Here is a 23,436-nt window from a genome sequence, read left to right as displayed (position 1 = left end):
TTAACTGATCAGTCCCACTCCTTACCGGGGATAAGTCTGTTTTCGCGGTTGCTTAGTGCCCGTTATGTTCCGTATCCTGTTCCCCTTTCGCCGTTTGCTGGCGACGAGCTTCCTGCTCGTCTTCGTCAACGTGTTCGTGGGGCAGTGCTGGTGCGCCACGGTAAACCCGGTGGTGGTGGCCCCGTACGCGGCGGGCCTGGCGCACCATGAAGCCGCCGAAATGCCTGCGCATCCGGGCTGTCACGGTCACGGAGACCAGGCGGAACACCCCGGCAAGCGTAAGGGCCATTCATCGAGGTCGACCACCAGCCACGACTGCTGCAAGGACAAGTCGGCCTCGTTGCTTTCGTCGCTGACTTCGCCGGTGCAGAAGCAGTTGATTGTGCCTACCCCAGCTATGTTGCCGGCGTCTGTTGCGTTTTACTTCCGTCCCCAGGCCGGCCAGTGGGACCTTACCCAGGCGGTTACGTTAGTGCCACCCCGGCGCTTAAAGCCTAAAATACCCGACATCCGCATTTTCGTTCAGTCGCTGACTGTCTGATTTTTCTGACGCGCTAAGGCTCGCGCCGGCATAGCTACGCTATGGCCGGGGCGGGCTTTTTCGTTTGCTCATTGACGTGGCCTGACCACGCCCACTTCCTCACACTTTCTGGGTTTTCCCTCCCCAACAAGGAAGCGCTGTCAGGCCTGCGCTACGCCGCGTTGGCTGTCGCCGTAGGCTTCATGATCGGGCAGCCATGGCAGGCGCTGTTTTTACCGCCCAATGCCCGCGCGGCTGCGGTGAAGTAAGCCTCGATGCCTCCCCGCCGGCCGGAATCCGGTGCCGCTCTCCCCTAAAAATCAATTATGTCTTTTGACTATTCCCTCACGCCCGACAGTGGCCGCTGTGTGCTATACATTAAGCACATGGTTTGCTCGCGCGGTATTCGCGTCGTGCGGCGTGAATTAGAAAGCCTGGGGCTGCGGGTACTCGCCGTGCGCCTGGGGGCGGCTACCGTAGCTGGCCCGGCCCAGGCGCTGGATTGGGTGCGCATCCGGGCCGGGCTGGCGGCGGCTGGCTTTGCCCTGCTGGAAAACCCGCAGTACGTGCTGGCCGCGCAGGTGAAGCAGCTGGTCAACGAGTTACTGCGTCGCCCCGATACGCTCCGGCACCACGACTTTATCTCCACGCTGGCGCAGGAGGTGGGCGTAAGTACGCGCCAGTTGCACAGCCTGTTCGCCCGGCTGCCTGGCCACGAGAGCCTACTCAGTTACATCACGCACCAGCGGCTGACTTACGCGCAGGAGCTGCTGGGAACTTCCCCGCTGGGCATCGGCCGTCTTGCTCGGCTACTGGGCTACGGTAGCCTGGCGCACTTTTCCGGGCAGTTTCGGCGGTTTGCGCAGTGCGCCCCGTCCGCTTATCGGCAGCAGCTACTTTCCACCGCTGAAGCGGCCGCTCTGGATGCGGAGTTACCAAATAGTGCAAGCTGACGGACAAATAACGTAGAACCGGGTGGGTAGGGGGCAGGTATACTAGAAGCAACTATCAACCGCTAACTTCTCTTCCCATGCCTACCCAAAATCAATCCCTGCTCGACGCCCTCAACGCCTGCGTTGCCGCCTGCGAACATTGCGCCACCGCCTGCTTGCAAGAAAACGATGTAAAAATGATGGTTGGCTGCATCAGCCTCGACCGGGACTGTGCCGACATCTGTGCCCTCACAGCCCGCTTCGTAGCTCGCGGCTCTGCGCACGCTGCGCATCTGCTGAAAGAGTGTGCCGAAATCTGCAAAGCCTGCGGCGACGAGTGCGCCCAGCATACCCACATGCAGCACTGCCAGGAGTGCGCCGCGGCCTGCCGCCGCTGCGAAGAAGCCTGCCGGGCAGGTCTGGCTGCCTAATCCAATGGCGAATAGAATCTTCTGAGCGACTAACGCAAGCGCCTTGCCAACGGCGACTCCGTTTACGGTTGACCACTCGTACTGCGGATGCCACCGCTGGCAAATGCCCGAGGAGCTAAGCCGCCGGGGCCGCCGGCGTGCCAGCCTTGCCTAGTTTCACCCTTTCTGCCCGGTAACTATGATACCCATGACCACTGTTTCCCAGGTGTTGGACCAGTTGAATAAGGAGGGCTACACCGTCGACTTCAACTTGCGGGACAACTGCCTAATGGGCCCCGGCGACGCTCTCCGACTGCACCCGAATGATTTTCAAGTGGATAAGCACTATCGCTTTGAAGGTATGTCAGACCCCGGCGACGAGGCGGTGGTGTACGCCATTTCCTCGGCCCGGCACGACGTGAAAGGCACCCTGGTGAACGGCTACGGGATTTCCAGCGAGGCCCTGAGCGCGGAGATGGTGAAAGCCCTGCAAGAGAACCCTGATTCCTCCGCCGCGCACGATGAAGTCGCAGACTCGGTAGAAAAAGCGAACGAGGCCACGCCGCAGCGCCCGGCCGGCACCCGCCCGCTGAATACGCCTCTGCTCGTGCTTGACCTGCCCCAGGCCCAGGCGCAAATCAAGCAGGAGCCGGCCTGGCACCGCAGCGACCGGAATGCCCTGACGCTGCTTCAGGCCGATGGGATGCGCCTGGTGCTGATAGCTCTGCACGAAGGCGCGGAGATGAAAACGCACACTGCCCCCGGCATTATCAGTGTGCAGGTGTTGGAAGGCCACCTCGGCTTTTAGGCGGAGGGGCAGACGGCGGAGTTGAAACCCGGAAAGCTGCTGACACTGCAATCCAACCTTCCGCACAACGTGGTGGCCCGGCAGGAATCGGTATTTCTGCTCACAATGGCCAACCCCGCTGCCCAGAAGTAGGAGGTATGGCCAAAAGCTCGTTTGCGTTTTACAGGGTGGCTCAAAACTACCTGCCCGTGGCAATGAGGTGGTTGTTAAACAGATAGGGGAACACCTCCGAACCGGCGGCACAACTGCGTGATTTTCCTGATTAGGGGTTTGTTGAGGTTCTCATTGTAATGCGGCGAGTTAATTCGCCGCGGGCTGTTCGCACCGGCCCGGTAAATGGTTCGGCCGGGGGCTGCCTTTTGACAAAAGTCAGGCAACGCGGTGGTTTTTGTCATGGGGAAGGCAGCGAGCGACGGGGACCTTTGTGGCGGGCTGGTGTTCCAGCCCATCCGCTACCCGTTGGCCTGTCATGCAATCGAAGCCCCGCCCCGACTATTCCCGCGCCGAAGATGCGGCACGTTTCGCTTCGGCTAGCTCCGCAGGAGGCACGGCCAAAACCCTCAATAGCCTAAAAACCAGCATATTTTCTTAAGTAAACGCCAGCTAAATTCAATTCAGGCCTACCCACTTCCTGCCGGAAAGTGGGCACTTCAACAACCCCGACATGAGAGTTAATACATTATTCTTTTTTCCGCTACTAATTCTGCTGCTCACGGTGCGGCCGGCCTGGGCCCAGACGGATACGACCATTTATCACCTGACTCTGCGGCAGGAGCCGGTGGTGAAGGCCGGTAAAACTGTGCTGGGCATGACCGTCAACGGCGGTATTCCCGGGCCTACTATTCGGTTCAAAGAGGGCGACTACGCCATCATTTACGTCAAGAATGAAATGAACGTGGCAACGTCGGTGCACTGGCACGGGGTCCTGGCACCTAACTTTTACGATGGCGTACCCTACCTCAATACGCCGCCCATCGAGCCGGGGCAGGTGCAGAAGTATGCGTTTCCGCTCAAGCAGTCCGGCACCTACTGGTATCACTCGCACACCCTGCTGCAGGAGCAGAGCGGCGTGTACGGCTCCATCGTTATCGAGCCCAAGCACGAGCGCCTCACCTACGACAAGGACCTGGTGCTCGTGCTCTCGGACTGGACGAACCAGAAGCCGGCCACCGTCCTGCGCTTCCTTAAGCGGGGCACCCCGTGGTACAACATCCGCAAAGGGACGGCCACGCCGCTCAACCGCGTGATTGCCCGCGGGGCCTTCGGGGCGCAGCTCAACTTCTGGAAGCAGCGCATGGAGAGCTTCGGCATCGCTGACGTGTACTACGACGCCTTCCTGGTGAACGGCCAGCCGGTGCAACAGTACCCGGACTTTAAGCCGGGTGAGAAGGTACGCCTGCGCATCATCAACGGGGCGACGTCGACGCAGTTCTGGATGACGTTCGGGGGCGAAGACCCGCTGCTGGTGGCGGCCGACGGGCAGGAAGTGGTGCCGGTGAAGCACAACAAAACCTTCATTGCCGTGGCCGAAACCTACGATTACCTGGTCACAATTCCGCCCACCGGCAAGCTCGAGCTTCGGGCCACGGCGCAGGACGGCTCCGGCACTACTTCGGCTTACCTGGGCACGGGACTAGTATTGGCCGCTCCGGTGCTGCTCCGGCCTGACAAAATCGCGCTCATGCAGCAGATGGCCAAAATGGACATGCGCATGGGCGCGCCCGCGCTCAGGTTTCGCCCCCACCACGTCGACCCCGAGCAGATAAAAGCCAACTGGGGGATGCAGATGGGTAAGTCGGGGAAAGATGGAAAAATGGGCGGTATGAAAATGGGTGGCGATAAGCCGATGGCCGGGATGGACATGGGCGGCAGCGACAAGATGGGTGGCAAGAAGATGAACGACCAGCCCGCGCAACCCAAGCCAGCCATGGCCGGCATGAAGATGGACGGTATGAAGAAGATGGATGGCATGAAGATGGATGGCATGAAAATGCCCGCCGACACGGCCCATGCCGGGCCCGATATGCCGATGAGCGGTATGAAAATGGGAGCCGATAAGCCAATGGCCGGTATGAAAATGGGCGCCGATAAGCCGATGGCCGGGATGAAGATGGGCGGCATGGATATGTTCGCCGAGTACAACTACGATTACTTGCGGGCTACGCAGAAAACGGCCTACGCCGACACCCTGCCCGTGCGTAATGTCCTGCTTAATCTCACCGGCAACATGCAGCGCTACATCTGGAGCATGAACGGCGTGCCCCTGTCGGAGGCGGATGAAATCCCCATTCGGGTCAACCAGATTACGCGCATCACCTACAACAACCTGACGATGATGCACCACCCTATGCATCTGCACGGGCACTTTTTTCGGGTCATCAACGCCAACGGCGAATACTCGCCCCTGAAGCACACGGTGGACGTGCCGCCCATGAAGCAGGTCGTTATCGAGGTGCTGGGCAACGAGTCGGGCGACTGGTTTCTGCACTGCCACGTCCTCTACCACCTGGTGAGCGGGATGGGCCGCGTTGTGAGCTACGATACGCCCCGCGACCCGCGTCTGAAAGGCTACCCGGTGAGCACGCTGGTGCACGAAACCGACAGGTATTACACCTGGGGTCGCCTCGGCGTGGCCTCGCACATGAGCTCGCTGAACCTGGTGTCGTCCAACATCCGCAATCAGTTCAACCTGAGCGTGGAGAACGGTTGGAACCGCAACATGGAATCGGAGGTTACCTACGAGCGCTACCTCTACGACTACTTCCGCGTGTTCGGGGGCGTGAACGTGGAGAACTTCCGGCAGCGGCTGCCCGCCCCGCTCACCGAGCTGGGAACAGCGGGCCGGATGGTAACCAAAACCGATGCCAAGGCCGTGGTCGGGGTCCGCTTCCTGACGCCCTATCTGTTCAGCCTCGATGCCCGCATCGATAACCAGCTGCGCCCCCGCCTGAGCCTGGGCCGGAGAATTATGGTGTTTCCGCGGCTACTCGTATCTGGCTATTATGAATACCAGGCCGACTTTGGGTGGGTGAATACGCTGGACAATAACCGCCGCTTTGAGAAAGAAGTCGTCTGGCGTACCGGGGCCGAATACCTGCTCTCGCGCAACTTCTCGCTGATGGGTAGCTACGACAACCGCTTCGGTGGCGGCGGCGGCCTGAACCTGCGGTTTTAAAGTTAGAGTTGGCGCGCGTCGTAGATGCGCGCCAGCAGTTATCCAATACACCTACCAGCTACTGCAACTCCCAATGAAGAATCTAACCCCTGGCATGTTCGTGGCACCGACGCTAGGGCTGACAGTTGTAGGGGGTGCTCTACTCTACCCTACTATTTTTATAGTGGTTTGACAACGAGTGATTTGCCAATAAAACCAGCGCAGTAGCGTGCCCACCATCTCGGCAAGTTCCCCGTCCGGTTTTGCGCCGGCGCAGCTGATTTGGCGCAGCTGATTTGGCGCAGCTGATTTGGCGCAGCTGATTTGGCGCAGCTGATTTGGCGCAGCACATTCAAGCCGTGTCGGCTCAGGCTGGTGGCCCGGTAGCCGTGGTTTTTACGGGTAATGGGTCTTTTCCCGTCGGCTCGTGTCCCCATGCTTAGGCAAAAGGCGTAGGCCAGGCTCACCAAAGCAACGCGTTTGCGTAGTTTTTTATGGCAGCGCAAGGGGCTGGCTTCCCAGTTGAAGCCCCCGCCTTTGAGGTTCTGAAATACTGCTCAATCGTCCACCGCTTCGCTTAGCGCTGCCCCAGGTAAGCCCCGCCCACGTTGCCGAAGCGAAAGAGAAAATTCCCGTCGACCAGCGCTTTGACCCACGCCTGTCCCCAGACGCCGTCCACCTGGCAGTGGGCCACGCGCCGGACCTGGCCGACGGCCAGGCCCAGGTCGGCAATGGCTTGCCGGCGCCCACTCGAACAGGGCAGCAGGTGGTGGCGGGGCAACCGCAGGATAAAGCCCAACCCATTGCCTTTTAGCTACTTAAATCAGGAATGACCCGCGAATTCGCGGTCGCCCAGCGCCCCGCCGATGCGGTCTTTGCCCAGCACCCGCACGCAGACCTGACGCACGGCGATGCGCTGGGCGGCGTTGGAATTGCCGCGGCAATGGTCGAGCAGTTCCCAGTAGCGCGACACCTGAAACGCGCCCTGACCCACGGTAAGGAGCAGGGCATTGACCTGACCCTGGCCGAAGTCCCCTTCCGTGCGGTCCAGGCACAGGCACAGGCGCAACTTGCCCCGCGCCGGCAGCAGGCCCAGCACTGACTGCGCCAGCACCAGGGAGTGCAGGTCCGTCTCGCGGAAGAAATCCTGAACCCGGGTTTCGTTCGAGGCTGGTTTAACGGCATCGTTCAGGTGCTGCGCCACTTTACAAAATTGCCCGTTGCAGCTTCTTACCAACGTAATAATAAACTGGCTGCCAAACTTTTGATGGGCCAGGTTGCGCACCATGGGCAGGTGCTGTAAAACCGTTGTAATTTTGGTGATGACGCCTTGCTTCACGGGGCAGGACGGGCTTTTTCGGTGTAAAAAACCTCAAAGATCGGACCGCCCCGTTTTTATGCCCCGAATTTTAGTAGGGTAGGTTAGAGTAGACGAGCACGACCCTCCCCTACTGCCGCCGCTACGGCCGTGCCCAGGCTAGCCAGCGCCTGGACCAAGCCGTGCCGTTGCACAGCGGCCCGAACGGGACGCTCATCGTCGCCCTGACCCCGGACGAGCTCGGGGCGTTGCTCAGCGTCAACGGGGCCGTCAACGGCGATGTATTTGCCGCCTGCCTCGACCAGGTGCTTGGCCCCACCCTGCGGCCGGGCGACGTGGTGGTGCTCGACAACCTATCGGTGCATAAGATGGAAGGCCTGGACGAAATCGTGAAAAGCTACGGGACCTGCCTGCGCTACCTACCGCCTTATTCGCTCGATTTTAATCCCATTGAACTGACTTTTAAGTGCTCGTTCTTATTTAAACAGATAATCATACGGTCATGCTGAGCGCAGTCGAAGCATCTCTACCGCACACTAAATTAATCGTTTAACGAAGCGGTAGAGATGCTTCGACTGCGCTCAGCATGACGGCCTAATAATTCTTTTAATTCCGAACGAGCACTTAGCAAACTCAAGACGTGGCTGCGCACCGCCGAGGCCCGCACCCGCGACCTGTTGGAGGAAGCCATCCGGGCCGCCGCCGGGTGGATAACCGAACAGGATGCCAAAAACTGGTTTGACCATTGTGGATATCATGTACAGGGATTTGGAAACCGCTCCAGGGCCGAGTTTTAACGCACCTGCTTGTTCACGTTGAGGCCGACCTGCGTATTGCACAGGTTCAGGTTCATCTGCAGGTTTTGTTACCATGTTTTGAGGTCGGCCAGGTGGTCATTCATACTCTTGGTTTCGTCGAGCAACTGGGCCATTACGGCGCAGAGCCTCTCGCCGTCGGTGGTGGGCCACAGCCACGGGCAGGGCCGCGCCGCTGCCGGTGGTGGGGGCCCCATCGACGAAGCCCCGCACCCGGCGCGCCTCCAGCCACGGCACCACGGCTGCCACCTGCAGGTCGGCCAGCTGCTACTTTAGAATCATTTACTCATTCCTTGTATCCTACGCAGCCGATGGTGCAGCCGCTGTCGTCCTGCAAGCTGCCGTTGGCGCCTGCGCTCCTGCCGGTCATTCGCAGCACTGGCCTGTGGGCGAAAAGGCCACGCCGGTGCTGGTGGCGCCCTGGGCGTGGCTGGTCTTGCCCAGCTTACCCAGCGTCACGCCGGTGCGGGCCGCGGCCAACGTCGCTTGGGCAATTGCCAGCGCGTAACCGACCACTCCAAGCGCTGGGGATTCAACCAGATATTCTGCACCTCTCTGGGTACCGCCCACGATGAAGCTGCCAGGGTTGCTTACAGCGCGTGGTGCGGTACACCGATGGCAGCTCGGCGCTCAACGGCACGTACCTGTTCTTTGGCAGCCTCCACGCCCTTGCGGGGTTTGGGCTAACGGGTCGCCGCCGGTTTTGCCCAGGGCGGTGGCGCAGGTTTTCATCGCCCAGCACAATAGCGTAATTCCCCGGGTATCTTTTCCACGGTAAAGACAACGAGTGGTGGGGAAACCCGGCACCCGGCCGATGGGGCCCAGCTACCTGGGGCGCCAGGTGAGGCACAGGCCGGGCGCGCCGCCGTAGTAGCTGGGCACCAGGCCCACGTCGCGCCCGATGGCCTTGCGGCCCCAGCGGTTGCGGTGCGTCAGGTAGGCCAGGTGGGCCGAGAGGATCCCGAACCCCGCCCCGGCCACCACGTCGCTCTGCCAGTGCTTGGTGTTGACCATGCGCAGCACCCCCACGCCGGTGGCGATGGTGTAGGCCCCGATGCCGTACCACGGGCTTTGGTCGCGCAGCTCGGTGTGCACGATGCTGGCCGCCAGAAACGCCTGCGCCGTGTGCCCCGACGGAAACGAGAGGTTATCCGAGCCGTCGGGCCGCTCCTCGTGGCTCAGGGTCTTGACCACGTACACGCTCGTGAGCATTAGCAGCTCGCTTTTGAGAACGACCAACCCCAGGTTTATGCGGTCGTTGCGCGAGGCAACGCCGGCCAGCACCACGGCTCCCAGCTCCAGGTAGGGCGCGAATTGCAGGTAGTTGTCGAGGTGGGTGCGGTAGGTGGGAAACAGGCGGTGGATGTCGCGGTTGGCGTCCTGGTTGGTGTAGAAGCCCCCCCCGTTGAAGGTGTACGCCCCGTAGCCAATCAGAATGGCCGGCACGATGCTGGCGCGCACCAGCTTGCGCTGGAAAAACGGCTTCCGCACCGCCGAGGATACGCCGCTGGGGTTTTCGTACTTGTGTGTGGTGTCGGCCGCCGCGAGCGGGGCCGGTGTGAGGGGCACCTGGGCCAGGGCCGGCGCCGCCAATCCTGTAAGTAGCAGTAAAATTTTCAGCCTCGAAAGAAAAGCGTATGGCATGGGGCGGGTAGTGATAAAAGGCAAACAGCGCCGCCGGGCCCCGGCGGCCAAGCGGGTTGGCAGGGGCAAACTTGCTAAATAATTCTAGAGTAAATCTGAAGTGTTCCTGGCCAAAATGCCGCGTAGACCCGCAACTGCTGGCCCCCGGCTTCCGACTGGGATAATCCCCAAAGCGGCCGGTAAGTTTGGCGGGAAGTTTACCCAATCCTTACCGCTAAGAAGCTTCGCTGCTCAAGCCGGTGCTTAAGCAGCTGTTTGAGTGAACGTCAGAACACTGTAAAGACGCATCCTGGCGTCTCCGGCTTGAACGACTTGTCCGGACACCGTTCAAATCGGAGACGCCAGGATACGTTTCTACCCCGTTCCAGAGGCCAAAAAATTAAGTCAAACCGGTTCTAAGCAGCGGCGCTTCTTGGCCCGTTGGGGGCAGGCACGACCAAACCCCACCCCGGAAATCGCGCCGGGCCGATAGGCGCGCGGGGGCACTCAGAGCCACCGGGCCAGGCGGCGCTTGGCGGCGCTGGCCCACGTTTTCACGGTGCTCAGGGGCACGGCCAGTTCTTCGGCAACCTCGGAGTAGGTGTAGCCGCCGAAATAGAGCAACTCCAGCGTGCGGCGGTGCTCGGGCCGCAAGTGGTTTAGCAGGTCGGCCAAGCCGATGTGTTCGGGCCAGAACACGACCGGGGCGGCGGGCTCAGCCCCGGTCAGCGCCAGCGTGGCGATGGACGCCGTGCGCTGGCCCTGGCGCACGGCGCGGCTGCGCAGGTAGTCCACGGCGGCGTTGACGCAGATGCGTGCCGCCCAGGTATAGAACCGGCCGCGGGCGGGGTCGTAGGTGGCCACGGCCAACCATACCTTCAGCAGGCCCTCTTGCAGCACGTCCTCGGCGCTTTGCGGGTCGCGCACCAGCCGGCGCACCTGGGTCAGCAGGGCCCCGCGGTAGCGCTCGTAGAAACGGGCCATAGCGGCCCCGTCGCCGGCGCGGAGCAGCTGCACTAGTTGGGTTTCGTCCTCAGGCATCAAGCGGACGCGGGGCGCCAGTGGTGAGGCCTTACCTACGCCGCCGGGCCCCGACCCGGATTGCCCGGCGCGCCCCGCCCAGCCTACGAGGCTCGAGAGGAGGGTTTATTCAAGGAATAATTTTCCTTCGTAATCCAAAAATTATCATATGGTTTGGTAGTACCCCCCTTGCTCCCCGTCCCGTGCTTCTCAACGCCAACCTCGACCTGTACGACGGCAGCTCCTGCCTCTTGTCTTACGACGAAGCCGAACGCTGGCTGCAAGGCACCAGGATCGGTTACATCGACGAAGACGAGGCCATGCGCGGTGCCGCCGCCTATCTGCACCGCGCCGCCCAGCGGCCATGCCAGCTGCTGCTCAACAACAACACCGCGCTGCGGGGGCCCTGGTTCGCCAGCCTCGACTGGCTGGCAAGTGCGCCGGCCCCGTTCGAGCTGCAAGTGTTTCAGAACCTGGCCTAGGCACGGCACTGGCTGCGCGCGTGCCGCGACACCAGCCCGCGCCGCGCGCGGCCTAGTACGCCAGCCCCAGCAGGATTACCGCGTTCAGCATGGCGCAGAATGGGCCATGCCAGCGAAGATCATCGGGGCCCGGCCAGCGGCGGGCGGCAAACCTTCCGAAGCAGGGCCGACTAAAAGCAAACAGAAAGAAGGGTTCGCCATCGCCGTGCGCTGCGCAGGCCAAGCGCGCGGCGAAAAAGCGAAACAAGCTGGCAAATAAGAGCAAGATGAAAACCAAAATGTAGCCTGCCGCTGGCCCGGGGCCCATGCCCCCGGGGCCCCAGAACCTGGCTTTTTAGGGCACAAAAAAATACTGGCAAAACCTAAAGCCAATCAAGGAGTTGCCCCGTACATTGCTAGCCCTGCAAAGTTTGAAGACTCCATTGTTGGGGCCCCCAGCGCCCCAACCGGGCGCGGGCCCCGGGGCCCCTGCCATTACTTCGCCTCCCACCCTTTTCCCTTTTGCGCCTTGAGAAAATACCTCTACCCCGTATTACTGCTGGTATTTGGCGCGCTCGTGGCGGCCATATACGTGTTCAAAAAGCCCGACTTGCACGCTCCCGAACTGCGGGAACGGCATGGCAGCCTGGCCCTGGGCGGCGAGTGGGTGAATACGAAAAATGCCATCCAGGGCCTGCAGGCCAAGCTGCGCCAAGACCCCAAGGACCAGAAAAGCCGCCTGCTGCTGGCCCAGGCCTACATGCAGGAAGGCCGCGTGACCGGCGACCACCCGTATTACGACGCCGCCGCCGTGCAGCTGCTCGACGACGTGCTGGCCGCCGAGCCCGACAACTTTGAGGCCCTGGCCTGTAAGGCGTCCATCAGCCTCACGCAGCACCACTTTTCGCAGGGCCTGGCGCTAGCCCAGCAGGCGCAGGAAATCAACCCCAACAGCGGCTTCGTGTACGGCCTGTTGACCGACGCCAATGTGGAACTGGGCCGCTACGACGAGGCCGTGCGGACGGCTGACCGCATGAACCAGGTGCGCCCCGACCTAGGGGCCTACGCCCGCATAAGCTACCTGCGCGAGATTCGGGGCGACGTGCCCGGGGCCATCCAGGCGATGGACATGGCCGTGAAGGCGGGCCTCGACGGCCTGGAGCAAACCGAGTGGACCCGCGTGGCGCTGGGCCACTTATACGAGGTGAGCGGCGACTTGCCCCACGCCGCAGCCTGCTACCAGCACGCCCTGGCCGACCGCCCCGGCTACGCTTACGCCCTGGCCGGCCTGGGCCGGGTGGCGGCCGCTCACCACGACTACGCCACCGCCATCCAAAATTTCCGCCAGGCGCGGGCCGAAGTGAAGGACTACGCCTTCACCGACGAGCTGGTGGACCTGTACCGCCTAAACCACCAGCCGGACGAGGCCGATAAAATGGCCCGCGAATCCATTGCCATGCTGGCTAGCGCAGCCAAGCAGGCCAACGACAACGAGGACATGGGCCACTACGCCGACCGCGAGCTGGCCTACGCCTACCTCAAGACTAACGAGTTGGACAAGGCCTTGGAGCACGCCCAGATTGAGTACAAGCGCCGGCCCGACAACATCGACGTGAACGAGACTTTGGCCTGGGTGTACTACAAGCGCGGGGCCTACGCCGAGGCCGCTAAGTACATGCAAGTAGCCCGCCGCACTGGCTCCCAAAACCCCGTGCTGCTGGCCCGCGCCGGCCTCATCCTGCTAAAAACCGGCCAGGCCGCCGAGGGCCACGCGCTGCTCGAAAAATCCCTCAAAACCGCGCCCTACCTCAACCCCGAGGTGAGCGCCGAGGGCACGGCCTTGCTGGCCCAGCGCTAGGGCCCCGCACCATGCGCCGCCCGCCCACCCGCCTGCTGCTAATTGCTGCCGTGCCGCTGCTAGTGCTGGTGCTGGGGGCCCTGCCTGCCGCAGCCCACGTCATCGATGCCGACCTAAGCAAACTCTCGCGCACAGAGGTATTCTGGACGTATTTGCAGCTCGGCTACACCCACATTCTGCCGCTCGGGGCCGACCATATATTGTTCGTGCTCAGCCTCTACATCCTGGAGCCGCGGCTGCGGCCGGTGCTCTGGCAGGCCACGGCCTTCACGGTGGCGCACTCCATCACGCTGGGCCTGGCCATGTATGGCTTCGTGCGGCCACCGTCGAGCATCGTGGAGCCGGTCATTGCGCTGTCCATTCTGTTTGTGGCCATCGAAAACATCGTCAGCCGCCGGCTGAACCCGTGGCGGCTGGCGGTAGTGTTTGGGTTTGGGCTGGTGCACGGGCTGGGCTTTGCCAGCGCCCTCACCGGGCTGGGGCTGCCGCGCAACGCCTACTTCGGCTCGCTCATTTCCTTCAACGTGGGCGTGGAGCTGGGCCAGGTAACGGTCATTTTACTGGCCTGGGCCCTCATCGGGCGCTGGGCCGCCGGCAAGCCCTGGTACCACGCCCGGGTGGTGGTGCCAGTGTCGGCCGCCATCGGCCTGGTGGCGGCCTTCTGGACGGTGCAACGGGTGTTTTTTGCTTGATTACGCCCGTTCTTTTTAAGTCCTAGGCCGTCATGCTGAACGGAGTGAAGCATCTCTACCACGGCAGTCATTAAAATTAGTCAGCGGTAGAGACACTTCACTCCACTCATCATAACGGCTTAATTACCAAAGCTTAAAATTACCAATACCCGAGTCCTACATTCCTCATGCGCCGCTCCCTCCTCGCCGTACTGCTGCTGGCCAACTACCTCCTGGTGGTGGGGGCAGGGCTTGGCGTAAGCAGGCCGGAACCGCCGCGCTTCTCAACGGCGCATCCTTACGTGCATAGCCCGGCGTGCCAGCAGCGCAACTACCTGCGCCTCGACTGCTTCGAGCACTGCAACGGCGAGCAGGCCGCTACTAAAGACGGGCTGCCCGTCGGCACCGGCCTGCACTTCCTGGCCCAGCTGAAAGGACTCGATGCGCACTGTGCCTTCGGGGAAGGGCTGGTGGCAAGCCAGCGCCCGGCCCGGCCCGGCCCGGCGCGAAGAGCCATTGGGGGCCCCGGAGCGGAGGCGGCCGGGTTTGAGCGCCGGGCATACGAGCCGCCCTGTGCGGGATAAGGAGGAAACGTGCGTCCGCCCGCGGACGCACCGGGGCCCCAGCGGTACGCTGGGGCCCTACCCTTACTTTTCCCTCACTCGACGCCGCCCGACGGGCTATTTGCGCCCGGCCGGCGTCATTTCTCCGGCGTTATGTTTTTTTACTATTTACAAAATTTTTGGGCGGCCCGACGGTCGACGGCACTCCTGTGTGCAATCCTACTATGGGCCGGAACCGCCCAGGCTCAACGCCCCGCCGCGCTGCGCGGCACCGTCACCGATTCGCTTTCGGGCCAGCCGCTGGCGGGGGCCAGCGTTGGCTTGGTAGGCCAGCCTGGCAGCACGGCCACCGATGCGCTGGGCCAGTTCCGCTTGGCCAACCTACCGGCCGGCCCTTACAGCTTGCGGGTGGGGGCCCTGGGCTACCGGGCAGCCAGCCAGCCGGTAACACTGGTGGCCGGCGAGGTGCGGGGCGTGGAAGTGGCGCTGGCCACCGCTTCGCTCAACCTAGCCGAAGTGACCGTAAGCCAGCCCCGTGACCCCAACCAAAGCCTGGCCGCCATCACCCACATCGACCAGACCCTACGGCCCATCAATTCGGGCCAGGATTTGCTGCGGCTGGTGCCGGGGCTGTTCATTGCCCAGCATGCGGGCGGCGGCAAGGCCGAACAGATTTTTCTGCGCGGCTTTGATGCCGACCACGGCACCGACTTTGCCATCAGCGTGGACGGCATGCCGGTGAACATGGTCAGCCAGGGCCACGGCCAGGGCTACGCCGATTTCCACTTCGTCATTCCCGAAACGGTGGAACAACTCAAGGTGTACAAAGGGCCCTACACGGCCCGCTTTGGCGATTTCGCCACGGCCGGCGCGGGTGAGTTTTTTACCAAAACCGGCCTCGACCACAACCAGGTGAAGGTGGAGGCCGGCTCGTACAACACGTACCGGGCGCTGGTGATGCTCGATTTGTTGGGCACGCACCACCTACTGAGCAAAAAGACGGAAAGTGCCTATGTGGCCAGCGAATATTACTACAGCGCTTCGCCCTTCGTTAATAATCAGCGCTTCAAACGCTTCAATGGCATGGGCAAGTACACGGGGCAGCTTACCGACAAGACTTCGCTCACGCTATTCGGCTCGTATTTTACCTCGAACTGGAACGCCAGCGGCGAAATCCCCAGCCGGGCCGTAGCCGATGGCACCATCACCCGCTTCGGCAGCATCGACCCCAGCGAGGGCGGCAACACTAACCGGGCCAATGCCTACGCCATCCTAACCACCGCCCTGCCCCACGACGCGGTGCTGCGCCAGCAGGTCTACTACACCCGCTACAACTTCAGCCTGTTCTCCAACTTTACGTTTTTTAAGAACAACCCGGTGGGCGGCGACGAAATCAACCACACCGACACGGGCCGCAACCTCTACGGCTACACGGGCACTTACGAGCGCGACAACCGCCTCGGTAGCCGGAACCTGCACACCACGTTGGGCGTGGGCACCCGCCTCGACGAGTCGGCCCTGGGGCTACGTCACGCTACCAAGCGCGTCATCACCGATACCGTTGACGTAGGCCGCCTACATGAGCAGAACCTGAACGCCTACCTCGACGCGACGTTGGAACTGACCGACCGCCTGAGTATGAACGCCGCCGTGCGTACCGACCTGTTCGTCTTTGACTTTCGCGGGCAGATTGCCGACTCGACCGGCGCGTTTGGGCCGCTGAGCGGACGCGTAAATGCCGCCCGCGTTTCGCCCAAGCTCAATTTCTACTACCAGGCGTCGCCGGCGGTGCAGCTGTTTCTACGCTCGGGAATGGGCTTTCACTCCAACGATGTGCGCGCCGTGGTCCGGGGCACCCGTCCCGCCCAAGCGCTACCCCGCGCCACGGGGGCCGAGGTGGGCAGCACCTTCAAGCCGGTGTCAGACCTGGTAGTGAATACGGCCTTCTGGTACCTGCACTTGCAGGACGAGTTGGTGTATGGCGGCGACGAGGGCACCACCGTGAGCGTAGGGGCCACCCAGCGGTTCGGCTTCGACCTGTCGGCCCGCTACCAACTCACCCGCCGCCTGTTCCTGGATTTTGACGGCAACTACAGCCACGCCCGCCTACTCGGCGCACCGGAAGGAAAAAACTACTTGCCCCTGGGCCCCGTCTTTACCAGCATCGCCGGCCTGACTTACAGGCAGGCCAACGGGCTGAGCGCCAGTCTACGCTACCGCTACCTCGGCGGCCGCCCGGCCAACGAGGACAACACCGTACGGGCCCTGCCCTATTTCGTGGTTGATGCGGTGCTGGTCTACACCCGGCCGCGCTACCAGTTCGGTCTCACGGTGCAGAATCTGCTCAACGTGGAGTGGAACGAGGCTCAGTACGCTACCGAAACCCAGCTGCGCGGTGAATCCGCCCCGGTCACCGAGCGGACCTTTACGCCGGGCACTCCCTTCAACTTACGGGCCAATGCCAGCATCTTCTTCTAATACATTATCCGAAGCGGTTCGCCGCCCGGCCCGCCGCCGCGCGAACTTGACCGTTTGCGCGGCGGCGGGCCCGTGCCCGGGCGTTGCGCTGACATTTAAAGTGTTCGTTTACAAAAAAACCGGCCGTAGTGGGCCGGTTTTTTTTGTAAACGAACCGCCTGGCCGGGGCCCTGTGCTACTTAGCAGCGCGGCCGGGCCAGGCATTTTGAATTTATCCAATATTTTTTGAAAATAAGTTCCCGTTGGTAAGTCCAAAACGGGTCCGGCGTCGTACCTCTCTGCGGAGATATAAATTATTACATGCTATTGAGCCAATAGCTCTTATTGCTTCGCTGGGCTGAGCCACGGTAAGTGCCGTTTTGCCTGGTTTTTCGCTTTCCCGGACAGGGGGCCCAGCGCCTTTTTTCCGGTGCCGCCGCTGCTGTTTCGCTGCCATCAGTTCCATTGCCGGCCTCCACCCGGCAGCCGTTTCTATCCAACACCGCTGCACTTCACCCGCTGGCAAAAGCCAGTGCCGGCTACTCCGTGCCCACATTTATTATTAACTAACTGTCATACAATTATTTAATTTTTTATTGTTGTTGGTTTTTCACTTTTTTCACTCTTCGTTTTCCTATGAAAAGTTTTACTAAACCTCTCCAGTGGTTGGTTGGGGTCGGGGCCGTTACAGCGCTCTCCATGTGGAGCACCGTCCGGCACACGCCCTTGGAAGCCAGTAGCCACCGCGAAGCGCCGCTAATTGCCGACGACCCGCTGGCCGACAACACCGACGTGTATGCCTTCGTGGACCCCAATGACAAGGACCGCGTGGTGCTGATTGCCGACTACATCCCGTTTCAGCTGCCGCAAGGGGGCCCGAACTACTCAACGTTTGGCGAGAACATTCGCTACGAGGTGCACGTGAAGAACAACAGTGGCACGGCCGGCGACGACATTACGTATCGCTTCACCTTCACTCGCCTCAATGAGGACCCCAGCACGTTTTTCAACATCCGACTGGGCAAGCAGAACCTGAAAGCCACATACACTTGCGAGAAGAGTGTGAATGGCGGGGCGTTTGCAACAATCGTTTCCAACGGCGTAGTACCACCCTACAACGTCGGGCCGAACTCCATCAACACGGGCGTAGGCCTGGGCAGCAAGCTCTCCTACACCGACCTGCGCCAGAGCGCCGTGACCCCGGCCACCGGCGGCGGCGGCGAACAGGTATTCTGTGGATCCTCCGACGATCCCTTCTTTGCGGACCTCGGAGCCATATTCGACTTGGCTGGAGTACGCATCAACATGGGGGCCCGCGACGGGCTGGCACGGTACAATGTGCACTCCATCGCACTGAGCATCCCCATTGCCACGCTGCAAAAGGACAAAAAGCCGGTTTCATCTGCTAGCAGTATTCTCGACGGCGACTACGTGATTGGCGTGTGGGCCTCGGCCAGCCGCCCCTCGATGCGAACCCTGAGCGGTGTGGGAGCCCCCACTACCGACAATGCTACCTACGTGCAGGTTTCGCGCCTGGGCATGCCGTTGCTCAATGAAGCTATTAATCCCATCGGGGACAAGGACGCTTGGAACCGCACTACACCCTACGCCGAGGCAGCCAGCACGGACGGCTACCTGTCCAACCCTGAGCTCGGCCTATACATGGACAGCCGCCAGTTTGGCGGGGCCGTGCCGGCCTTGGCAGCATTACGCATCCAAAAAACGTCGCTGGCGGGCTTCCTCCCCGCCCCATTTTCCAGCGGTTTCGACTTCGGCAACAATATGTCAGGTCTATACCCGCTGAAGGGCAGCGCGTTAGTGAAAGGCACAGCCCTGGATGACGCCCTATTCGGCAAATACCTGCTCGTGGCTAACAGCCCGCGCTCAGTTGACATCAAGCCCATTTTCCACACTGGCGTACCCAACCTACCACCCTACCAGCTCGCCACGGGCAAAAAAGGAAACCCTCTGGCACTTGGTAAGCCGTTCGTTAACAATTTCCTGCCCCTAGGCGCCAACATCAGCGGTAACCCAGGTGGCGATATGTTGCGCCTGAACATGGCTGTGCCCGCCACGCCACGCAACTCGCCCGATTTCAGCAACCAGGGGCTGCTGGCCGCCGCCGTACTCGGCCTCACCGATGCGCGCTTCAACGGTAGCACCGCTATCCAGAACATTCCCAATATGGACGGTTTCCCCAACGGCCGCCGCTTGGAAGATGAAGTAGTAAAGATTGAGTTGCAAGCCGTCAGCGGCGCGGCTTTGGCCGCCATCGGCCTGTGGTACGACGACTACACGCCCACCAGCCCTTCGCCGGTGACGCCCCAGTTGAAAGGGGTCCTGAACTTCGCCACGGGCGTGGAGAAGAACGACACGACTTTCCGCGCAGCCTTCCCTTATGTGCAGACGCCATGGCAGGGTTACCGCATCCGCCGCTAACGCATTTTCTCAACATTGACTCGTCCGAACCTAATGAATTCTAAATTTATACCTAAGTTACTGTTGCTACCCGCCGTGGCAGCAGCGGCAGCGGTCGGGCTCTCGGTGTGGAGCACGGCCCACACCCCCCTCGAAGCCAGTAGCCACCGCGAAGCGCCCCTCATCGCCGACGACCCGGTGGCGGACAATACCGACCTCTACGCATTCAAAGACCCCAACGACGCGAGCAAAATCGTCGTCATTGCCAACTACATTCCGTTCGAACTGCCCCAGGGAGGGCCCAACTACTCGACGTTTGGTGAGAATGTGCGCTACGAGGTGCACGTGAAAAACAAAAGCACCACGAACGGCGACGACATTACCTACCGCTTCACGTTTAAGCGAGTGAATGAGGACCCCAGCACGTTTTTCAACATCCGGCTGGCCAAGCAGAACCTCAAGACCACCTACACTTGCGAGAAAAGCGTGGGCGGCGGGGCTTTCACCACAATCGTGACCAACGGCGTAGTGGCTCCCAACAACATTGGGCCCCGGTCTATCAATGACAAGACCGTAGGCTTGAACCAGCCTTCCTATACCGACCTGCGCCAGAGCACGGTGACCATGGCCACCAGCGGCGAGCAAGTTTTCTGTGGCCCGTCCGACGACCCGTTTTTTGCTGACTTAGGTGCCATTTTTGACCTGGCGAACCTACGGCCCAGCGGCGCCGCCGACGGCTTAAGCCACAAGAACTGCCACTCTATCGCGCTGAGCATTCCGGTGGCCACGCTCCAAAAAGATGGTAAAGACGTGACGGCAGCGAAAACCATTCTCGACCCCGACTACGTGATTGGCGTATGGGCCTCGGCTAGCCGCCCAGCCATTCAAACCTTCAGTGCAAGCGCAGGCATTGGAATCCAGGGCGACTATGTGCAGGTATCGCGCATAGGCATGCCCCTTACCAACGAGGTGATTAACCCCATCGGCGGCAAGGATCGTTGGAATGCATTGACACCGTACAACGAAGACGCTGGCACAGACGATTACCTATCCAACCCCGAACTGGGCCTGTACGTGGACACCCGCCTATTTGGCAATGCCGTGCCGCAACTGGCAGCCCTCGACGTGCAAAAAGCGTCGCTGGCTGGCTTTCCTGGCCTGCCTGCCAAGGGCTTCGACTTCGGCAACACGCAGTCGGGCCTGTACCCGCTAAAAGGCTCCGCCGCCGTAGCCGGCACAGCCTTGGCCGATGCCTCTCTCGGTGGTTACCTGCTCAAGCCCAACAGCCCGCGGTCGGTCGACATCAAGCCTATTTTCCACACTGGCGTACCTAACATGCGGCCCTACCAGCTTGCCACAGGTAAGCCCAATGGCAACCCACTGGCAGAGGGCAAGCCGTTCATCAACAACTTCTTGCCCCTGAGCGCCAATATCAGTGGCAACCCCGGCGGCGACATGCTGCGCCTGAACATGGCCGTGCCCGCCACCCCGCGTACCATCAATGGACAGCCCAACAAGGAGTTTAGCAACCAGGGTCTGCTGGCCGCCGCCGTGCTCGGCTTGGTTGACACGCGCTTCAACGGTAGCACCGATATCCAGCCCATTCCCAACATGGACGGTTTCCCTAATGGACGCCGCTTGGAAGACGAAGTAGTAAGCATTGAGTTGAAGGCCGTAGGCGGCGCAGTACTAGCCGCCATCGGCCTATGGTACGACGACTACACGCCCAACAGCACTAGCGTGAAGACGCCCCAACTGTTAGGGGTCCTGGGATTCAAGACCGGTGTGGAAAATAACGACACGACTTTCCGCGCCACTTTTCCCTTTGTGCAAACGCCGTGGATCGGCACGGGCGCGGCCGGCGGCCCGACCAACGTCGTGGTCAACCCTAACCTGATCGTGAGCACCGCCATGCCGGTGGAAGCGGGTACTTATAACAACATCACCATCACCGGCACCGGCGTGGCGGCCTTCAACGGCCCCATCCAAGTGAATGGTACGCTGACCCTGCAAACGGGTGGCACACTGAGCATCCAGGGCGTGCTGGCCACCAGCTGCCTGCCCGTGACCGGGCCCGGTAGCTTCGTGATGCAGGATGGTTCAACGCTGCGCATTTGCAGCTCCGACGGCATCAGTGCCATGGGCTCAACCGGCGCTATCCAACTCACCCGCACCTTTAACAAGAAGGCTAACTACGTGTACAACGGCGGCGCAGCTCAGACCACTGGTACGGGTCTCCCCGACACGGTGCGCAGCCTAACAGTGAACAACACGGCCGGCCTGACCCTGAACAACGGCGGAGTACGCATCGCCCAAGTGCTGGCCCTAACCAACGGCAACCTGATCACGAGCGCCAGCCAGCCGCTGACGCTGCTCTCGACGCCCAAAGCTGGCACAGCTCTGGTAGTGAACACTAACGGTGCCGTAGTAGGACCTGCAACCATGCAGCGCGCTATCGACCCCTTCTACAACGCCGGGCCGGGCTACCGCCACTACAGCTCGCCGGTGGCTAGCGCGACCCTCAACGACCTGAGCGCTAATACCCCCGGCTTCAGTCCGATTTTCAACCAGGCCTACAATTCGGCCGGGGCCAATAGCGGCAGCGTGACGCCCTTCCCGAACGTATTTGGTTATGACCAAGCCCGCGTGACCAGCGCAGCCGACGCAACGAGTGCCTTCGACATGGGCTTCGTAGTACCCATGGGCAGCGACCCGATGAGCATCATGAGCGGCTACACGGTGAACATCCCGGCCACGGCCGTGGTGGCCCTGAAGGGCACGCTCAACAACGGGCCCCAGGCCAGCACGAACCTGATGCGCGGCACCCTGCCCCAGAGCGGCTGGCAGCTGCTGGGCAACCCCTACCCCTCGCCGCTGGACTTCAGCCTAATGGGCGGCGTGACGCGCACTAACGTGGACGACGCCGTGTACGTGTACCAGAGCACCGGCCAGTACGTGGGCCAGTACCGCAGCTACGTGAACGGCGTGGGCAACCCGCAGATTTCCGCCATGCAGGGCTTCTTCGCCCGCGTCAGCACCGGGCAGACGACGGGCAGCCTCGCCCTGAACAACGCCGCCCGCGTCACCACGTTTGCCGCCACCCCCAGCTTCAACCGCGGGGGCCCCGACACCCGGCCCCTGGTGAACCTGAAGCTGCAAGGCGCCGCCCTGCTGCTGGCCGACGAAGCCAACGTGTACTTCGAGCAAGGCGCCACGGCCGGCTACGATGCCAAGTTCGATGCCTACAAGCTGCCCAGCTCGTCGGGCCTGAGCATCAGCAGCTTCGCGGCTAGCGATGCGCTGTCCATCAACGGCTTGGCGCCGCTGGTGGCCACGGTGGCAACCAGCGTGCCACTTGATGTGCAGGTACCCAACACGGGTGTATTCACCCTGAACGCAGCCAGCGTCATTAACTTCGCCGCCACGACGCAGGTGCTGCTGCTGGATGCCCAGACCGGGGCCCGCATCGACCTCAAGCAGCAGCCACTCTACACCTTCACGGCGGCCACCAAGTCCCTGCGGGGCCGGTTTAGCCTGTACTTCGGCCCCTCGGCGGTGCTGGCCACTAACCCCGCTGCGCTGGCCCAACTGGTACAGCTGTACCCCAACCCGGCCCGCGGCAGCTTCACGCTGCTGCTCCCCGCCGAGCTGGGCCGCTCGCCGGTCACGGCCACGCTCTACAACCAGCTCGGCCAGGTAGTGTCGCAACGCACGCTGCCGATGACGGCCGCGGGCGCCACAGCGCAGTTCGACGTTTCGCACCTCGCCTTCGGGATATATACCCTGCAAATGACCGGCGGCACTACCAAAGTGGTGAAGCGCCTGGCCATTATCCAATAGCCTGCCCGCAGCGCCGGGCGGGGCCCCCAATCCCCACCTGGCGCTGCCCTGGGCTAAGTTGCATTTGCTCATTTCCCTCCCCCTTTTCATATTCCTTTTACCATGAAAAAGAATACTTTAGTAGCCGCCCTGTACGGCACCGTTGCGTGCTTCCTGCTCGTTGCCGCCCCGGCCCTAGCCCAAGATGGTCCCGGCTCGGGGGGCCCCACGCCCAACGCACCCACCGCCGTGCCCATCGACGGGGGCGCGTCCATCTTGCTGGCCAGCGGCGTAGCCCTCGGCCTGAAAAAACTCCGCGACCGCCGCCGCGCCCGTTAGTCTTCCCGGGGCCCTGTTTGCTTCCGTTGTCTGATAGTAGTTGTCAGTTGCTAGTTATCGTTGCCAACACCAATACAACCTATTGGCTAACAACGGATAATTAAGTACTCACGCATAAGTAAGCGTATTGAACTGAACGTCATGCTGAGCGCAGTCGAAGCATCTCTACCTCGTAAGTAAATAATTACTGTTGCGGTAGAGATGCTTCGACTGCGCTCAGCATGACCGCCTTTTTTGCTACGGTTACTTT

22 protein-coding genes are annotated in these 23,436 nt (G+C 61.6%); 17 read left to right on the top strand and 5 right to left on the bottom strand.

The window, feature by feature from the left end:
• Positions 1 to 64: 64 nt before the first annotated feature.
• The 7 genes from DDQ68_RS01885 to DDQ68_RS01860 all read left to right on the top strand — a co-directional run bounded on the left by DDQ68_RS01885 (position 65) and on the right by DDQ68_RS01860 (position 5,845).
• On the top strand, positions 65 to 541 hold the full coding sequence (locus tag DDQ68_RS01885; protein WP_109652651.1) for a hypothetical protein: 477 nt from the start codon (positions 65 to 67) through the stop codon (positions 539 to 541).
• A gap of 71 nt (positions 542 to 612) precedes the next feature.
• A complete protein-coding gene (locus DDQ68_RS01880; protein WP_162549730.1) occupies positions 613 to 789 on the top strand; it encodes a hypothetical protein in 177 nt (58 codons plus the stop codon).
• 57 nt (positions 790 to 846) lie between these two features.
• Complete coding sequence (locus DDQ68_RS01875) at positions 847 to 1,473, top strand: helix-turn-helix transcriptional regulator (RefSeq protein ID WP_109652645.1); 627 nt, start codon at positions 847 to 849, stop codon at positions 1,471 to 1,473.
• Positions 1,474 to 1,550: 77 nt separating this feature from the next.
• Positions 1,551 to 1,883 carry a four-helix bundle copper-binding protein gene (locus tag DDQ68_RS01870; protein WP_109652641.1) on the top strand — a complete coding sequence of 111 codons (333 nt, stop codon included), beginning with the start codon at positions 1,551 to 1,553 and terminating at the stop codon, positions 1,881 to 1,883.
• A 187-nt stretch (positions 1,884 to 2,070) separates the two neighbouring features.
• On the top strand, positions 2,071 to 2,670 hold the full coding sequence (locus DDQ68_RS01865) for a cupin domain-containing protein (RefSeq protein WP_245897240.1): 600 nt from the start codon (positions 2,071 to 2,073) through the stop codon (positions 2,668 to 2,670).
• Positions 2,671 to 2,691: 21 nt separating this feature from the next.
• A complete protein-coding gene (locus DDQ68_RS25085) occupies positions 2,692 to 2,802 on the top strand; it encodes a cupin domain-containing protein (protein ID WP_498366111.1) in 111 nt (36 codons plus the stop codon).
• A gap of 532 nt (positions 2,803 to 3,334) precedes the next feature.
• Entirely contained in the window at positions 3,335 to 5,845 is a 2,511-nt protein-coding gene (locus DDQ68_RS01860) for a multicopper oxidase domain-containing protein (protein ID WP_109652638.1), read from the top strand.
• A 556-nt stretch (positions 5,846 to 6,401) separates the two neighbouring features.
• Here the strand turns inward: DDQ68_RS01860 and DDQ68_RS01855 are convergent.
• Positions 6,402 to 6,623 carry a hypothetical protein gene (locus DDQ68_RS01855; protein ID WP_109652635.1) on the bottom strand — a complete coding sequence of 74 codons (222 nt, stop codon included), beginning with the start codon at positions 6,621 to 6,623 and terminating at the stop codon, positions 6,402 to 6,404.
• A gap of 24 nt (positions 6,624 to 6,647) precedes the next feature.
• On the bottom strand, positions 6,648 to 7,163 hold the full coding sequence (locus tag DDQ68_RS01850; protein WP_109652632.1) for a hypothetical protein: 516 nt from the start codon (positions 7,161 to 7,163) through the stop codon (positions 6,648 to 6,650).
• Positions 7,164 to 7,324: 161 nt separating this feature from the next.
• On the opposite strand from DDQ68_RS01850, the gene DDQ68_RS01845 reads away from it, so the two are divergent.
• Together DDQ68_RS01845 and DDQ68_RS01840 are read left to right on the top strand one after the other, a co-directional pair.
• On the top strand, positions 7,325 to 7,651 hold the full coding sequence (locus DDQ68_RS01845) for a transposase (protein WP_438830717.1): 327 nt from the start codon (positions 7,325 to 7,327) through the stop codon (positions 7,649 to 7,651).
• Between the two features lie 396 nt (positions 7,652 to 8,047).
• Complete coding sequence (locus DDQ68_RS01840; protein ID WP_109652626.1) at positions 8,048 to 8,233, top strand: hypothetical protein; 186 nt, start codon at positions 8,048 to 8,050, stop codon at positions 8,231 to 8,233.
• A gap of 549 nt (positions 8,234 to 8,782) precedes the next feature.
• On the opposite strand, the gene DDQ68_RS01835 is transcribed toward DDQ68_RS01840, so the two are convergent.
• Positions 8,783 to 9,601 (bottom strand): phosphatase PAP2 family protein, encoded by an 819-nt coding sequence (locus DDQ68_RS01835; protein WP_162549729.1) that lies wholly within the window; start codon positions 9,599 to 9,601, stop codon positions 8,783 to 8,785.
• Between the two features lie 486 nt (positions 9,602 to 10,087).
• The gene (locus DDQ68_RS01830; RefSeq protein ID WP_109652620.1) at positions 10,088 to 10,621 is read right to left on the bottom strand and encodes an RNA polymerase sigma factor; all 534 of its coding nucleotides are present in this window, start codon (positions 10,619 to 10,621) and stop codon (positions 10,088 to 10,090) included.
• Between the two features lie 182 nt (positions 10,622 to 10,803).
• On the opposite strand from DDQ68_RS01830, the gene DDQ68_RS01825 reads away from it, so the two are divergent.
• On the top strand, positions 10,804 to 11,082 hold the full coding sequence (locus DDQ68_RS01825) for a hypothetical protein (protein WP_109652618.1): 279 nt from the start codon (positions 10,804 to 10,806) through the stop codon (positions 11,080 to 11,082).
• A gap of 52 nt (positions 11,083 to 11,134) precedes the next feature.
• Here DDQ68_RS01825 and DDQ68_RS01820 read toward each other — a convergent pair whose 3' ends face one another.
• Entirely contained in the window at positions 11,135 to 11,329 is a 195-nt protein-coding gene (locus tag DDQ68_RS01820) for a hypothetical protein (RefSeq protein WP_162549728.1), read from the bottom strand.
• A 261-nt stretch (positions 11,330 to 11,590) separates the two neighbouring features.
• On the opposite strand from DDQ68_RS01820, the gene DDQ68_RS01815 reads away from it, so the two are divergent.
• The 7 genes from DDQ68_RS01815 (at position 11,591) to DDQ68_RS01785 (ending at position 23,186) form a co-directional block, all read left to right on the top strand.
• Positions 11,591 to 12,919, top strand: coding sequence for a tetratricopeptide repeat protein (locus DDQ68_RS01815; RefSeq protein WP_109652612.1), 1,329 nt, complete (start codon positions 11,591 to 11,593; stop codon positions 12,917 to 12,919).
• Between the two features lie 11 nt (positions 12,920 to 12,930).
• Positions 12,931 to 13,611: a HupE/UreJ family protein gene (locus DDQ68_RS01810; RefSeq protein ID WP_109652609.1), complete on the top strand. Its 681-nt coding sequence runs from the start codon at positions 12,931 to 12,933 to the stop codon at positions 13,609 to 13,611.
• A gap of 167 nt (positions 13,612 to 13,778) precedes the next feature.
• Entirely contained in the window at positions 13,779 to 14,174 is a 396-nt protein-coding gene (locus DDQ68_RS01805; protein ID WP_109652606.1) for a hypothetical protein, read from the top strand.
• A gap of 132 nt (positions 14,175 to 14,306) precedes the next feature.
• Positions 14,307 to 16,631 (top strand): TonB-dependent receptor, encoded by a 2,325-nt coding sequence (locus DDQ68_RS01800; protein ID WP_109652603.1) that lies wholly within the window; start codon positions 14,307 to 14,309, stop codon positions 16,629 to 16,631.
• A gap of 678 nt (positions 16,632 to 17,309) precedes the next feature.
• The gene (locus tag DDQ68_RS01795; protein WP_109652599.1) at positions 17,310 to 19,049 is read left to right on the top strand and encodes a DUF4331 domain-containing protein; all 1,740 of its coding nucleotides are present in this window, start codon (positions 17,310 to 17,312) and stop codon (positions 19,047 to 19,049) included.
• Between the two features lie 33 nt (positions 19,050 to 19,082).
• Positions 19,083 to 22,868: a T9SS type A sorting domain-containing protein gene (locus DDQ68_RS01790; RefSeq protein ID WP_109652597.1), complete on the top strand. Its 3,786-nt coding sequence runs from the start codon at positions 19,083 to 19,085 to the stop codon at positions 22,866 to 22,868.
• Between the two features lie 102 nt (positions 22,869 to 22,970).
• Entirely contained in the window at positions 22,971 to 23,186 is a 216-nt protein-coding gene (locus tag DDQ68_RS01785; RefSeq protein WP_109652594.1) for a PID-CTERM protein-sorting domain-containing protein, read from the top strand.
• The last annotated feature ends 250 nt before the right edge of the window (positions 23,187 to 23,436 follow it).

It is taken from the genome of Hymenobacter nivis (assembly GCF_003149515.1).
In the GTDB taxonomy this organism is placed as follows: Bacteria; Bacteroidota; Bacteroidia; order Cytophagales; family Hymenobacteraceae; genus Hymenobacter; species Hymenobacter nivis.
This window is presented reverse-complemented; position numbering and strand designations above follow the sequence as displayed.